We start from the raw sequence: 14,774 nt of genomic DNA on the forward strand, positions 1-14,774 counted from the left end.
TCGTAGAGGCTACCCTTTCTCATCCGATACAAAATCAAACTTGCAAGGGTAGCCTCTACGAGGCAAAAAAATCATTACAATTACTTTGCTACAAACAGGTATCCCCTACGGGGAATAGAAAAAGAAAAATGCGACTAAACGCATATTTAACATAGATACACAACTCAGCATAAAGCATCACATTATCCCCCATCAACCAAACAAATAAATCAGCTAATCCGTTACCTTTGTCAAATGCTTAAAGCCAATTCTATCCATAAATCATACGGACAATTACAAATATTAAAAGGCGTTGACCTTGAGGTACAAAAGGGCGAGATTGTGACCATTGTTGGAGCCTCGGGTGCGGGAAAAAGCTCTCTGCTTAACATATTGGGCACTCTTGACAAGGCCGATTCAGGCACTTTAACTATCAATGGTATTGAATTAAACAAACTAAACAATAAACAACTGAGCGATTTCCGTAACCGTCAAATCGGCTTCATATTCCAGTTCCATCATTTACTGGTTGAGTTTAGTGCGTTGGAAAACGTTTGTATCCCGGCTTTTATAGCAGGGAAATCAAAGTCAGACGCCGAAAAAAGAGCAGTCGAACTGCTTGACCTGCTTGGCTTGAAAGACAGGTTGCATCACAAACCCAATCAGCTATCGGGGGGCGAACAGCAACGGGTAGCGGTAGCCCGTGCACTCATCAATAACCCGGCGCTTATTTTTGCCGATGAACCATCAGGAAACCTTGATTCGGTTAACGCCCTTGAGCTTCATGAATTATTTATTAAGTTGAAGAATGATTTCAGGCAAACCTTTGTAATTGTTACTCACAATGAAGATCTTGCAAACCTGTCGGACCGTACAGTTACAATGAAGGATGGTTTAATTGTTAACGCCCACTAACATGAGCATTTTAATTACTGCCGCTACATCAGCACAAGCCTATCAGCTTAAAAACAAACTTGACGGAAAAAATATTATTTTAGGTGATCACATGGACCTGCCCGATTTTATGGTTAAAACCGGCCAGATGATCCTGCTGCCTAAACCTGCTTCGGCAAGTTATACGCATGAAATGCTTACGCTTTGCTTAGATAAAGGCATCGAATCGGTTTATTTATTAAGGCCCGATGAGGCGGAGCTCCTGTTAAAAGCCGAAACCCTTTTTAATGAATACGATATAAAACTACATGTAATTGCTTAATGGACTATAAGGATATTGATAAACGTAAAACAGCTTTTATTTTTGAATTAGATGATGTGCTTTATCCGGCAAAGGATTATTACTTTCAGGCATATTACCTGTTTGCCAATATGCTTGAATATATTGAACTGATAGACGCGAAGGCTGCAACCAAAGTACTAACCGATACGTATATAGCTGAAGGGAAAGATGCTGCTTTTGATCGTTTAGCTGTTGAATTTCCGGTAGCTGAGCAATACCGCGATAAGTTTGAAAACCTGCTTCTAACTGCCAAATTACCGCTAAAGCTACTTTTATACCAAAATGTGCTTACCCTGATGCAGGACATTGTGGTCGACCGTAAGATGCTGTTCATTGTAACCAATGGCAACGTACAGGAACAAGTAAATAAAATAAAGCAAACTGAATGGCACGGATTGGAAAAATATCTGCGCTGCTATTTTACCGAAGAAACAACGCCCAAACCCGAGCCTGATGTAATAAACCTGCTCATTCAGGAACATGGCCTTCAGCGTAAAGAAATAGTAATGATAGGAAACTCGGAAACTGACAGACTTTGTGCTGAAGCCAGCGGCGTAGACTTTATCAGTGTGGAAGACTTTTTATAACATTACCTATAACATACTTAATAACCAGGCGTTTAAATATTAAAATTCAAGCTTATGCGGAAAACACTCTACTTTTTAGCCCTTATCTCCATTGCGTCGTTATCTGCCTGTAAAAAAAACAAACCGGTTAACAACGGAGATGATGGCTCAGGGCCGTCAAGCACAGGATCATTGCTTGATCGTGTACGGGATTCGGTTTATCTTTATCCGCAGGAAACTTATTTATGGTATAACCAGCTTCCTACGTATAAAAATTTTCAGCCACGTAATTACGTTAGCAGCGATACCATCACCGGCTTAAGCAGCGAGGTTGATCATTTATCACAATATGCCATAAATCCGGCTACCTCTCAACCTTACGAATATTACGATAATACCGGTACTGCCAAATATTCGTTTATTGACGATGGCTCGGTATCAAATGAACTAAGCGGTAATGGCGGCGACTTTGGCTTCTCGGTATTCTACCCAAGCCGTACCGATCTAAGAATTAAATACGTATATCCTGGATCCCCTGCTGCCAACGCCGGTATTAAACGCGGCTACCAGATCACCAAGATCAACGGCCGTACCGATCTCGCTTATGATGATGGCGGTACAACTACGCAATTTGTTATAAATGCTTACGCCAACAGCAAAACGATAAACATGACGCTGACAAGGCCTGACAATACAACGATTGACGTAACATTAAATACGGCTAATTACACCATAAACCCGGTAATTACCTATAAAACATTAGATGTGGGTTCGGGCAAAAAAGCGGGCTACATGGTTTTCAACTCCTTTACTGATTTAACTAATGCAAAACCTAAAATTCTGGAGGCCATAAACAGCTTTGCCGGAATTTCTGATTTGATCATTGATTTAAGGTATAATGGTGGCGGGTCGGTAGAAACTGCCGAATACTTTGATAACCTTTTGGTACCATCGGCAAAAACCAATACTAAAATGTATACTGCTTATTTTAATGATAAGCTTACAAGTGACAACTATACCCTATTTAAAAACCTTTATGATATTCCTAAAGGCTTTTTCTCGGTAACCAATCAAACTGTTAACTTCCAAAAAGAAGGCTCACTTAACTTGAGCAGAATATTTTTTATAGTTGGCGGCGGTACGGCATCGGCAAGCGAATTAACTATCAATAACCTTATTCCGGAACTTGAAGTTCAACTAATAGGCTCAACTACCTACGGTAAACCGGTTGGTTTTTATGGTATAGATATCAATAAGTACCAGTTGTATATGCCTATGTTCTCCACAAGAAATTCGGCCAACAGCGGTGACTATTATACAGGGATGACACCCGGAAAAGATCCTTATAAAGGCATCAGTGCAACGGACGACCTGACCAAAGATTTTGGCGACCCTACAGAAGGATTATTGGCACAAGCGCTAAGCTATATATCGACAGGTAAATACATAACCCGTTCGGTAACAACACAAAGCCTGGCTACTTCCTCTAAAAACGTGCTTACTGCAGATCAAAAACGTACAATGGAACAAAAATTTACCCGCAACAAGGTTAAAGGCCTGATGCTTAAAACGCCATCGGTATTTAAAAAGAAGAAATAAGATTTTTTCGGAATATTCAAAAGGCGAAGGGCTGAAAGGCTTTTCGCCTTTTTTATTGCCGTTGTTGGTGTTGTCACCAACAACCTTATGCTATGCACGCCGGCTTTAGCGTTAGTTAAAAAAGCCATGTCATTGCGAGGAGGAACGACGAAGCAATCTCGTAGCTATACAGATCGGGCATGCATTGGCTACCAGATTGCCACGCTGCGCTCGCAATGACATACTTTTTTGCCGTTGTTGGTGTTGTCACCAGCAACTTCACGCTATGCGTATCGGTTTTAGCGATTAATAAGATCATGCGAGGATAAAAAGTTGTTGGTGACAACACCAACAACGGCGAGAGGTCCGCCTTGTATAGTTTGGGATTGCTTCGTGCCTCGCAATGACGTTTTTATTTATGTCTAATGTTTTATCCCTAATCGGCCAGTTCCCTTAAATCGACAGGAACCACACGTGAGATTCCCTGCTCAACCATGGTTACGCCGTAAATAACGTCGGTACTGGCAATAGTACGTTTATTATGTGACACAATGATAAACTGCGACTCTTTAGAGAAGGTACGGATGATGTTATTGAACTTATCAATATTGGTATCATCAAGCGGGGCGTCAACCTCATCAAAAATACAGAACGGGGCCGGTTTAAGCAGATACAACGAAAACAGGATAGCCGTAGCCGTAAGCGTCTTCTCCCCTCCCGACAGCTGATTGATAGATAACGGACGTTTACCCTTTGGCTTCGCTATAATATCAATATCTGACTCGAGCGGGTGATCGGGATCAGTCAGGATCAGATCGCATGAATCCTCCTCATTAAACAACGAGCGGAACACCTTGATAAAGTTTTCGCGCACCATCATAAAGGCGGTCATGAACTTATCTTTGGCGGTATCATCAATCTCCTGGATGGTAGCCAGTAATGAAGCTTTAGCCTCGCTCAGGTCCTTTTTTTGTGCCTGAATAAAGGTATAACGTTCATTCATTTCGTTATAAGCCTCTACCGCCATCGGGTTGATGGCGCCAAAATCATCCAGTTGCTTTTTCAGCTTTTCCGCCTTATCGCGCAAGTCTTGCTCGTTTTCGCCTTCGGGTACTTCGCTTTCGGGCAGATCTTCTATATCTATATTAAACTCCACCGAAAGACGTTCTTTCAGCGCGTTCAGGTCTATCTTTAAATTATTGCGTTCGTCACGTAATTCGTTCTCAATAACTTCGCTGTTTTCTTTTTTCCGCCTTAATGAACTTACCTGGTTCTCATTTTCGGTGATCAGTCCGCGCCATTGATAGTGTTCTTGCTCGGCTTGTTGGGTAGCCTTCTCCAGGTTCTCCTTCTGCTCGTACATCTCCAATAGGTTATCGTCCGAGTTATCGGCCATCTTCAGGTTTTCCTGTATGGCAACCTTTACTTTCTCGAGCTCAATGGTATTCTGGCGAATCCGTGTATCCAGATTTTCCTGCTGACTATCGCGGTAGTCAAGGTCTTTCATTAAACCCGACACTTTGTTTTGCTGCTGATGGAAACGGATATTTTCCTGGTTATAGGCGTTAGACTGTACCGATACGTATTCGTTGAGCTCGTTAAAAGCCATCTGTTTATCGGCCAATAAATCGCTTTGAATCTGGCGCTGAGTTTTCAGCTCGGCCAGTTGCGGCTGCAGGGCAGCCATTTCATCTTTTATACCTGCAATTTTGCGGGCGATATCCTCCTTACGGTTGAGGCTGTTTTCAATGAAAGTTTGATACTGTTCCTGGCGGGTTTTCACGGTGATCAGCTCCGTATTTAACCGGTTAATGATCATCTGCTGCTCATTGATCTCAGCCGCCTTGGTTGAACCACGTAAAGCGCCGAGCTTATTTTGCAGCTCTTCGGATTTGGTTCTGAAAGCACCTACCTGGTTCTCTATCCCTCGAATTTCCTTAGCTAAATTCTCCAGGTTTTTGGCGCGACCGATCCTTTTACCTTCAAACAAACCAACCGATCCACCGGCCATGGTATGCTTTGATTTATTGAACTTACCGCTTTTGCCAATCAGCGTTACGCCCTGAGGCAAAGCTTCGCTGTTGATCTGGCCTTCTTTATCATCATCAACCAGATAAACCCCTTTTAACAGGTAATTACAAAGCGGCAGGTAACGTTTTTCAACCTCGATAACTCCGAGGGCTGGTATTGCATCTACCCTCTCGAAATTCACCTGTGCTGCGGCTTCATCGGCATAATTGTTCAGTACAAAGAAATTTGCACGTCCTTTAGCCGAATTGCTGAGCAGGTTTATAGCCTTCACCGCGTCGTCGTAGCTTTCAACTACATAGTAGTTCATGAGCGGCTCCAGGTAGTTTTCGATAGCTACACGAAACTCCTCTTTACAAAAAAGCACATCGCTGAACAGCGGCGCATTTTTAGCCCAGTCGGTATTCTTTTTCAGGAACCTGATAGACTCCGGGAAGCCCTCCAAACTATCAACCATACTTTTGGTAAGGTTATACTCGTTTTGTTTGGCATCCAGCCTGCGGCTCTCTTTTATAATGGTATCCTTAACCGAGTTTAGTTCAACATCGGTTTCGGCAATTTGCTCTTTTAATTTATTTTCAAACTCAACAGCTTGTTGAAACTCATCATCAAGCGTTTCTTTGCGGTATTGAAGCTCGGCAACCACCTGGTTAAAGTGTGAAAGTTCCACCTCTTTATTGGTGGTATCTTCCATATTACGCTGGCTCTCCTGCTCCAATGCCTGCTGTTGGATCTGTAATATATCCAGATCTTTTTCGGCCTTGTAAGCCTGGTTTTGCAGGCGGGTATTGATATTATTTAACTCATTAAGTTCGTTGCGGGCCTCGCTTTGCTGTGCGCGTAGTTCATCAACAGCTTCCTTTAAATCAGAAAGTTTGCTTTGGATGGCTTGCAAGCTTTCGTCCTCGGTAGCCTTTTCCTCGTTTAAGCGTTTAATGTTGTATAAAACGTGGTTCAGCTGATTTTTATCGCGCTCCAACTCTTCTGTTAAACGCGATTCTTTATCCTGCTGAAACTTCAACTGCTCGTTCTTGATCTTCTTTTCGCTCTCGTAAGCGCGGATCTTTGAAACAAACTCGTTGGTTGTTTTTTGCTGAACAGAAAGGTTCTTCTCTTTGGTGATACTATCCAGCTTTTGTTGCTGCAATGTGGCTTCCAAAGTATCAATCTGGGCAATGATATCGCCTTTCTCGGCTTTATGTTTAAGCTCCTGCTCCTCTATCTTTTTTAACGAGTCGCTAAAGGCCACAATCCGGAACGAAGCCAGCATAATGCTCAGCGTTTTGTATTGCTCTTTTAAGCGATAGTATCGTTCGGTTTTTTTTGCCTGGTTTTCGAGCGTTTTGAGGTTCTTTTCAATCTCAAACAGCAGGTCATCTACACGGGCCAAATCGGCTTCAGTTTCTTTCAGCTTACTGAAAGTTTGCTTTTTGCGAAGCTTGTATTTGGAGATACCCGATGCCTCTTCAAACAGGTTTCTGCGCGAGCCTTCCTTATTGGTGATGATCTCGTCGATCATCCTCAGCTCAATGATAGAGTATGAATCGGAGCCGATACCGGTATCCAGGAACAGGTCGGTAATATCCTTTAAACGACACTGCACATCGTTCAGGCGGTACTCGCTTTCGCCGGTACGGTAAAGTTTACGGGTAAGCGTTACCTGCGAATAATCGGTAGGCAGGATATTTTTTGTATTATCAAAAGTGAGGGAAACCTCGGCAAGATTGGCCGATTTACGGCTTTTGGTACCGTTAAAAATAACGTTGTCCATCTTCTCCGAACGGAGCGCCCGGGTGCTTTGCTCACCCAAAACCCAACGGATACTGTCAACAACGTTCGACTTACCACAACCGTTTGGCCCCACAATAGCGGTAACACCCTCATTAAAATTGATGGTTATTTTATCGCCAAAACTCTTGAAGCCCTTGATTTCTAAACGGGTAAGCTGCATTTAATTTATTAAGTACCGTGCACAGTCCAAACCCCCAAAGTAATCATAAATAATTGAGTTTTGAAAGTATATTTTGAGGCGAAAGGGAAAAGGATAAAGATGAATACGACTTATGTCATTGCGAGCGCAGCGTGGCAACCGCACGGAAGCATAGCCTCCCTGTATAGCATGCGATTGCTTCGTCGTTCCTCCTCGCAATGATGTGAAGAAAAAACTAAACCCTTATCTCCCCCTTTAAATAAGTAACTGCCTTACCACTCATCAGCACACGGTCGCCTTTAAGCTCGCACCAGAGTTCGCCCTGTCGGGCCGAAAGCTGGTAGGCATGAAGGGTATCCTTACCCAGGCGCTTTGCCCAGTACGGGATCAGGTTGCAGTGTGCCGATCCGGTAACGGGATCTTCGGGGATGCCTGCTCCGGGGGCAAAAAAGCGTGAAACGAAATCGGAGTTTTCGCCCGGAGCGGTAGCTATAATGCCTACGGTATCCATTTTCGACATGGCGAAGAAATCGGGTGTAAGGTCCCTGATATCCTGCTCCGTTTCATAAACAATGAAGTAATCGCGCGAGCGCAAAAACGCTACGGGCTGCTTTTCGCCAAGCGCTTCGGCCAGTCCGTTTGGAGCCTCGATTGGTATCGGTGGCCTCGACGGAAAGTCCATGGTATACTTATCGCCATCGCGCTTTACGGTAAGCGTCCCGGCTTTTACAGTTTCAAAATGAATGGTATCCCCTTCATAACCCAGTTCCGAAAACAGGATATGTGCCGAGGCCAGCGTAGCATGCCCACAAAGGTCAATCTCGTACTCGGGTGTAAACCAACGCAGCTTGTAACCGGCCCCTTCTTTTACAAAAAAGGCGGTTTCGGCAAGGTTGTTTTCAATTGCTATCATTTGCATGGTAACATCGGGCAACCATTCATTAAGCGGACAAATTGCCGCCGGGTTGCCACCAAAAAGTTTATCGGTAAACGCGTCGGCCTGGTATATAGGGATAGTCATATCAAATTGGTATTTAGCTAATATAGTAAGGAGAGAATCAAGATACAAGAGAAAAGAATCAAGACTGTAAGAGTCAAGAATCAAGACTGTAAGAGTCAAGAACCAAGACTATGAGAGCCAAAATCTTTATTATTCAGCCTTTACAGTTGTGTTTTTTCCCCTTCTTTATTCTTGATTCTTACAATCGTACTTCTATTACTCTATTCGATCCATAAAACGGAATTACCCGAATTATATTGGTTGTTTTCATAAAGTTTATTTCCGGGATCAATCATCCATTTACCATCCACAATAAACTTATACAGCTGCTTACCCGGTTTAAGGTTAACATTTACAGTCCACTCCTTGCCATCAAATGCAAGGGTATAGCCAAACTCATCAAAGTTGTTAAAACTGCCCGCCAGGTGAACGCTTTTGGCATTATTAAACCCGCTTAACTTAAATGTATAATTAGGTTTTACCGATATATAAGAATTAACAACACCGCCCTCTACCATATTACGTGGATTTTTAGGATCGGTCATCCAGTTATCATCCACAATAAATTTATAACCATAATTACCGGGCGGGATAATCAGGGATACGGCCCAACCGGTTTTGGTTTTTACAAGCGGAATCTTACCGTGTTCCCAGTTGTTAAAACTCCCCGCCACCTGTACCTTTTTGGCATCGGTATATCCATCAAGCTTAAACACAACAGTTTCACCAAGGTTCAATACCGAGTTGGTCAACCCGTCTTCGCCCTGCATTTTATTGGGATTGGCCGGGTCGGTGATCCATTTACCATCAACCAAAAAACGGTAAGCCTGCGTGCCATCATGCAGGTAAAGCTGTTTTTGCCACCCTCCGCCGTTTTTTTCCATAATGATGCTATTGGCATCCCAACTATTAAAGCTTCCGGCAAGTGTTATTTTACGGGCATTTGCATAGCCATTTAGCTTAAATGTGTAGTTATATCTGAAGTAGATGGAGTTATTATCATGATCGGCCACGAGGTTGTTATACCGGTCATTGATCCAATGGCCATCAACAATAAACTTATACTCGTACTTACCGGGTTTCAGCTTTACATCGGCAATCCAGCCGCTGTCGGTTTTAGCCATGATTCCCTTAAGCGTGCTCCAGTTGTTAAAGTTACCCGATAGCAATGCCCTCTTATTTGGTAAATAGCCCGGCAAAAAGAACCGGGTTATGCCCGATGGCAACTCATGTACGGTGACTTTAGCAAAGTTATTAATACCATAGGTAACCTCTGCCGGGTATCCCGGCGACTCGTCATCATCCCTATCAATTTTAGTGGTTATGAGGTATGGTTGGCTTTGCGGGTTTTTGTTGAGATTTTCAAGCGGTCTGTCAAACTCCACGATGTTTCCCCGCTTCGCGGCCGTTGTCCAGCCATCTTTTTGCAGAGCCGAAAAATCGCCTTTCAAAATTGCCGCCGCACTTGCACCTTTTAACCCGGCTTTCTTGAGCAGACTGTCGACTTCAGCTTTAGACGAGCGCATATCGATGCGTAGCGTCAGTTTATCGTTGCCCATAACCAGGTTACTGCGTTTTTGCGCGCTTGCAGACAGAGCCATGCAAACCATCGCAAAAAAAACAATAACTATATAGGCGCCCCTCTTCATATTACTGGTTATTGTAAATGTACATTTCAAATTCTTTTTTAACAAAGTTGATGGTGAATATACCCCTCACAAAGAAATCGTAACCTAAAACACCATCAATTTTGTAGCCGTACGCGTTCCCCATTTTTTCGAGGTTGGTTATCAGGATCCGGTTTTTCATGTACTTACGATCCCCAACAACCAGGTTATCAAAACGGGTATAGATCACCTCGATAGATGTGCCACCAATACCCATAATTTTTGAACGACTGATAACTTCCATATCCGGGATCAGCTTTTTTGACCGCCGGTAATCAAGCAGGCTGGTTTCGGCGGCACTGTCAAAGGCAAACCAAAGCGAATTATCGTTAACCGTACCCTTCATTAAAATAACATCATTAAGCATCTTGAAAGGGCTTACCATAAAGCGATCATGAAATACTTTCTCAGCATCGGGAATGTTGCCGTTTTCGTCGAGCTTTTGGATATAGAGCGTATTGCGGAACAGATCGACAGTAACTGCAAAATCGGCAAACAGCCGGGTGCCCAGCAAACCCAGGATCTTTATTCCGCGACCGTTTTCGATGGAGGAAAGATCGGTAACATCGGCCCTTAATTTTGAATAATGCAGATCAAGGATATTAAAATTGCGTACATAAGTTGTAAAAGAGTTTTCGGCAGCTCCGTTAATCCCGGCCGATTCCTGTTCGGCGGCATGCGGCATATCCCTGAAATAAGTTTCGTTTAAAACCAGGTAAGGGGCACCGGTATCCAGCACAAAATTACCTTCAAGGGTATCAATCTGTGCTTCAATAACAATGAGATTTCCGGCCCTTTTTATGGGGATAACCAATGTCTTAAAATCGCCGGTGGGTGAAGGATCAGCTTCGGGTTTTGCATTTTTAAAGGTGATGCCGTCAATAGTCATTCTCTCGCTTCCTGTTGCATCAAAGCAACAGAAAAATAAAAAAAGGACCAACAGACAAAACTTAGGCATCGCATTAAATACTATACCTAATAGACCCTCATTTTATACTTTAAGTTACACAGGCCAACAATTAAATCATGTGATTGATGTAACCGTACCTGATCAGGTCATCGGGATTATTTATGGCTTTTGTACTACCATCAGTGATCAGCACTATCCTATTGGCCACATCAAGGATACTATAATACTGATGATCAGTAACAATGATGCCTTTTATCTTTGCACACCGGCGGATTACGTCCTTAAACATTTCTGTCTGAACCGGCGAAACATGGGTAAACGGTTCATCAAGTAAGATAAAATCTGCCCGGCTGTAAATACACATCAGTGTTTCCAATTGCCTTAACTCCCCGCCTGATAGTTGGCTTGGCTTCTTTTGATAATGGTTTTGATAGATCGGTAATGATTTAAATTCACCAGCAAACTGAGGGTCAATAATAATTTCGGCCAGGCTTTCGATCTTTATATTTTGCGGCAGATAATTATGTTGCGGTAAATAGGCTACACGCCCTCCGTCATAACCTTTATAAACGTGCCTATCGTTTATGCTTATATGTTTGTATGATGGCTTTAGGGTACCAAAAATGATCCGCAGCAAGGATGATTTACCACAACCGTTGCGGCCAAGCAAACCAACCACCTCGCCCTGGCGGCAATCAAGATAAATATCCTGTAATATCTTGCGCCCATCAAACTCCAGGTGAACGCTGTCGGTTTTTAAAATATGCTGACCCAATATTTAACAAGCTTTAAGAGTGATAGCAATATACCGTAAGCCAGGGCATCGCAGGTAAGCGCGTATAAATACAACCTGTCAATATTATAACCCGCATTGCGAAAGTAGAAGAACGTTTTGTTGGCGTTGTAATTATAGTACTGAAAACCAATAATTAAACCGTAGCTCATTATTTTTAAAACGTATGATCCGACAACATTTACCTCTCCACGGAGCAAAAAGTAAATGCATACCATGTTGATGGTCATACACCATAACAATATCGATCTATAAAAATACCAGGTAATTTTTATGGTGTTACGCATTCAGCTATCGTGACAGGTCAGCTAAAATAACGTAGGTTGCGAGTTAAAATTTTCCCCGTCGGCAATTCTTATTTTATTCACCAATAAATGTGCCTGCCGGGTTGGCTCGGGGATGCGATAGCCGCGGATGCAGTTTTTAATAAGCTCAACACTTTGCTCCATACTGATGTGATGGCCCGGAGATATGTAAATAGGATTACATTTCTTTTTAGTACGCAAAGCGATGCCAATTAGTTCGCCTTTATCATACATCGGGCTTTGATCAAACACTTCATTACCGGGTTCCTGGTACCTGCCGTAAAGCCTGCTTTTAGCGCTGCCTATAGACGGTACATTGGTGAGCAGACCAAAATGGGTTGCAATTCCGGTACGGCGCTCGTGCGCTATCCCTTGTCCGTCCAACACCATAACATCGGGTTTAAAGGGTAGTTTCTCCCATGCTTCGAGCAAAGCAGGTACTTCCCTGAATGCCAGCAGACCGGAGATGTAAGGAAACTTTGTTTTGCTGATAGCCGTTGCCTGGCCAATGATGGTTAACTCGGGATACCTGAGCAGGATGATGCCTGCATAAACTACTTCCGAATACTTATTGAATGAAATATCAGCACCGCCCACAACTTCAATGGCCTTATCCAAAGGCCGAATATCAATTTGCCTGCGTAGCTCCTGTTGCCAGGCAATGGCCTGTTCGGGACTGAGGTTTTCATATAATGCTGGCTGCACCGTTGATTTGGGGTGATTACGTTGATTGCGCTGATGATTTATTTTTGATAAATGATTTTTAGGTGGATTTGTTTTGAATGGCGTAGAGTTTACTCACCCCGACATCGCTGCGCTCGTCACCCCTCTCTCCGCTTTGCGGAAAGAGGGGATTCTGTTTCTTATTTTTTTCCCTCTTTGCGGCGAAGCCGGAGAGAGGGTGGTCCAGCGTAGCGTAGACCGGGTGAGTCAGCTATACGGCCTGTCACCCGCATCTTCAAGCGTCCACGCTCACGGTTTAAGCTCTGTTTAGTAAACGTGGATGCTTAAGTCGCTTGAACCTGCAAAGTCCTAAAAAAACTAACCACTCACCTAATCAACCATTCACCTTAATACGAACTCACATTACTATAATCAATATTAGTTATCCCGCTGTAATCAGGCACAAAAGTTTCTTCCTTGCTGATGGCCATATCAAACTCGAACGAAGCAGGATAAGGTGTATTGAGCAGACTGCCTTTAGGGATGTAAGGGAACAGTTCGCCATAAGTGAGGATCTGGCTGTGATTAATACGGCGATAAATGTACATGCGGTGCAAATCGCAGGGTTTAGTTAAGCCTGCGGCTCCTATCATTTGGATGGCGCTGCTTACCGTTAGCTTGTGAAAGTTAGCTACGCGTACTTTTTTATCATCAACTACCAGACCTTTCATCAGGCTTTTATCCTGCGTAGCTACGCCTGTTGGACAGGTATTACTGTTACATTCCAACGCCTGGATGCAGCCAAGAGCGAACATCATGCCGCGGGCGCTGTTGCACATATCGGCACCAAGGGCAAAGTTTTTAACCAGGTCAAACCCGGTAGCCACCTTTCCGGATGCGATGAGCTTGATATTCTTTTTAAGATCAAACCCTGTAAGGGCATCATAAACAAAGGCCAGGGCTTCACGCAGCGGCATCCCTACCGAGTTACTAAACTCAAGAGGTGCGGCACCGGTACCGCCCTCTCCCCCATCAACAGTAATAAAATCGGGCGTGATGCCGGTTTTAACCATGGCCTTGCAAATAGCCAAAAACTCGCTTTTATGGCCTACGCATAATTTAAAGCCAACCGGTTTACCGCCAGAAAGATCACGAAGCTTCTGAATAAAAGTCATCAACTCCAAAGGGTTAGTGAAAGCAGTATGATAAGGCGGCGAAATCACGTCCTCTCCCATTTCAACAAGCCTGATTCGGGCAATTTCGGGCGTTACCTTGGCGGCAGGTAAAATACCACCGTGACCAGGTTTTGCTCCTTGCGAAAGCTTGATCTCGATCATTTTTACCTGTGGCAGCACCGCACGCTCGGCAAAGGCATCGTAGTTAATGGTACCATCTTTATGACGGCAACTGAAATATCCTGTACCTATCTGCCAGATGATATCGCCGCCGGGTTGCAGGTGATAATCGCTCAGGCCACCTTCGCCAGTATTATGGGCAAAGTTATCCAGCTTTGCTCCCCCATTAAGGGCCAGGATGGCGTTCATACTCAGCGAGCCAAAACTCATGGCCGAAATATTGAATACACTGGCCATATAAGGTTGCTTGCAGGCAGGGCCGCCAACTTTTACACGCGGATCCATATTTAACTGATGATGATCGATAGCGGCGATGCTATGGTTAAGCCATTCGTAACCGTTATCGTAAACATCAAGTTCGGTACCAAAGGGCCGGGTGTCGTCAACCTTTTTGGCGCGCTGATAAACCACGCTCCTGTTTTGACGGTTAAAGGGCGTACCGTTGGTATCGCTTTCAATAAAGTACTGGTAAATTTTGGGGCGCAGTTCTTCCATCAAATACCTCAGGTGACCAAATACCGGGTAATTGCGCACAATGCTATGTTTAGGCTGCACCATATCATAAAAACCAATAAGGTATATAGGCCCCATGATAAGAAACGACCATACGGCTGGCGGCCAGATGATGCACCAGGCACCAAGCATACTGAATATAATAAAGAAGGAAACAACGAAGAGCTTTCTCATGAGCGGTTAATTTTATATGAAGCGGCTATTAAGTTTGATAAAAATAGAAGTGTAATTTAAACAATGTGCCAAATTT

The 14,774-nt window shown here is 43.6% G+C and carries 12 protein-coding genes; 4 read left to right on the forward strand and 8 right to left on the reverse strand.

From position 1 onward, the window contains the following. Positions 1 to 234 precede the first annotated feature (234 nt). From DUL71_RS24560 to DUL71_RS24575, 4 genes are read left to right on the forward strand one after another with little or no spacing between them, the layout of a single operon-like run. Positions 235 to 894, forward strand: a complete 660-nt coding sequence (locus DUL71_RS24560; RefSeq protein WP_114940512.1) for an ABC transporter ATP-binding protein — start codon at positions 235 to 237, stop codon at positions 892 to 894. Position 895: 1 nt separating this feature from the next. After that, positions 896 to 1,195: a hypothetical protein gene (locus DUL71_RS24565; RefSeq protein WP_112569997.1), complete on the forward strand. Its 300-nt coding sequence runs from the start codon at positions 896 to 898 to the stop codon at positions 1,193 to 1,195. Then, a complete protein-coding gene (locus DUL71_RS24570) occupies positions 1,195 to 1,803 on the forward strand; it encodes an HAD family hydrolase (protein WP_114940513.1) in 609 nt (202 codons plus the stop codon). Before DUL71_RS24565 ends, DUL71_RS24570 begins: the two co-directional genes overlap by 1 nt. Positions 1,804 to 1,857: 54 nt before the next feature. Further along, positions 1,858 to 3,381 carry a S41 family peptidase gene (locus DUL71_RS24575; RefSeq protein ID WP_114940514.1) on the forward strand — a complete coding sequence of 508 codons (1,524 nt, stop codon included), beginning with the start codon at positions 1,858 to 1,860 and terminating at the stop codon, positions 3,379 to 3,381. Positions 3,382 to 3,796: 415 nt separating this feature from the next. Here DUL71_RS24575 and smc read toward each other — a convergent pair whose 3' ends face one another. The 8 genes from smc to DUL71_RS24620 form a co-directional block, all read right to left on the reverse strand. Then, positions 3,797 to 7,339, reverse strand: coding sequence for a chromosome segregation protein SMC (gene smc, locus DUL71_RS24585; RefSeq protein ID WP_114940516.1), 3,543 nt, complete (start codon positions 7,337 to 7,339; stop codon positions 3,797 to 3,799). A gap of 214 nt (positions 7,340 to 7,553) precedes the next feature. Further along, positions 7,554 to 8,339: a PhzF family phenazine biosynthesis protein gene (locus tag DUL71_RS24590; protein WP_114940517.1), complete on the reverse strand. Its 786-nt coding sequence runs from the start codon at positions 8,337 to 8,339 to the stop codon at positions 7,554 to 7,556. A gap of 200 nt (positions 8,340 to 8,539) precedes the next feature. Continuing rightward, positions 8,540 to 9,919, reverse strand: coding sequence for an early set domain-containing protein (locus tag DUL71_RS24595; protein ID WP_161964501.1), 1,380 nt, complete (start codon positions 9,917 to 9,919; stop codon positions 8,540 to 8,542). A 49-nt stretch (positions 9,920 to 9,968) separates the two neighbouring features. After that, entirely contained in the window at positions 9,969 to 10,874 is a 906-nt protein-coding gene (locus DUL71_RS24600; protein ID WP_161964502.1) for a pepsin/retropepsin-like aspartic protease family protein, read from the reverse strand. A gap of 130 nt (positions 10,875 to 11,004) precedes the next feature. Further along, complete coding sequence (locus DUL71_RS24605) at positions 11,005 to 11,670, reverse strand: ATP-binding cassette domain-containing protein (protein WP_161964503.1); 666 nt, start codon at positions 11,668 to 11,670, stop codon at positions 11,005 to 11,007. After that, positions 11,652 to 11,840 carry a hypothetical protein gene (locus DUL71_RS32205; protein WP_161964504.1) on the reverse strand — a complete coding sequence of 63 codons (189 nt, stop codon included), beginning with the start codon at positions 11,838 to 11,840 and terminating at the stop codon, positions 11,652 to 11,654. Before DUL71_RS32205 ends, DUL71_RS24605 begins: the two co-directional genes overlap by 19 nt. Before the next feature lie 156 nt (positions 11,841 to 11,996). Then, on the reverse strand, positions 11,997 to 12,698 hold the full coding sequence (gene nfi / locus DUL71_RS24615) for a deoxyribonuclease V (protein WP_114940521.1): 702 nt from the start codon (positions 12,696 to 12,698) through the stop codon (positions 11,997 to 11,999). 365 nt (positions 12,699 to 13,063) lie between these two features. After that, the gene (locus DUL71_RS24620) at positions 13,064 to 14,698 is read right to left on the reverse strand and encodes an FMN-binding glutamate synthase family protein (protein WP_114940522.1); all 1,635 of its coding nucleotides are present in this window, start codon (positions 14,696 to 14,698) and stop codon (positions 13,064 to 13,066) included. Between the last annotated feature and the right edge of the window lie 76 nt (positions 14,699 to 14,774).

This window comes from Mucilaginibacter endophyticus, assembly GCF_003351025.1.
Lineage (GTDB): Bacteria > Bacteroidota > Bacteroidia > Sphingobacteriales > Sphingobacteriaceae > Mucilaginibacter > Mucilaginibacter endophyticus.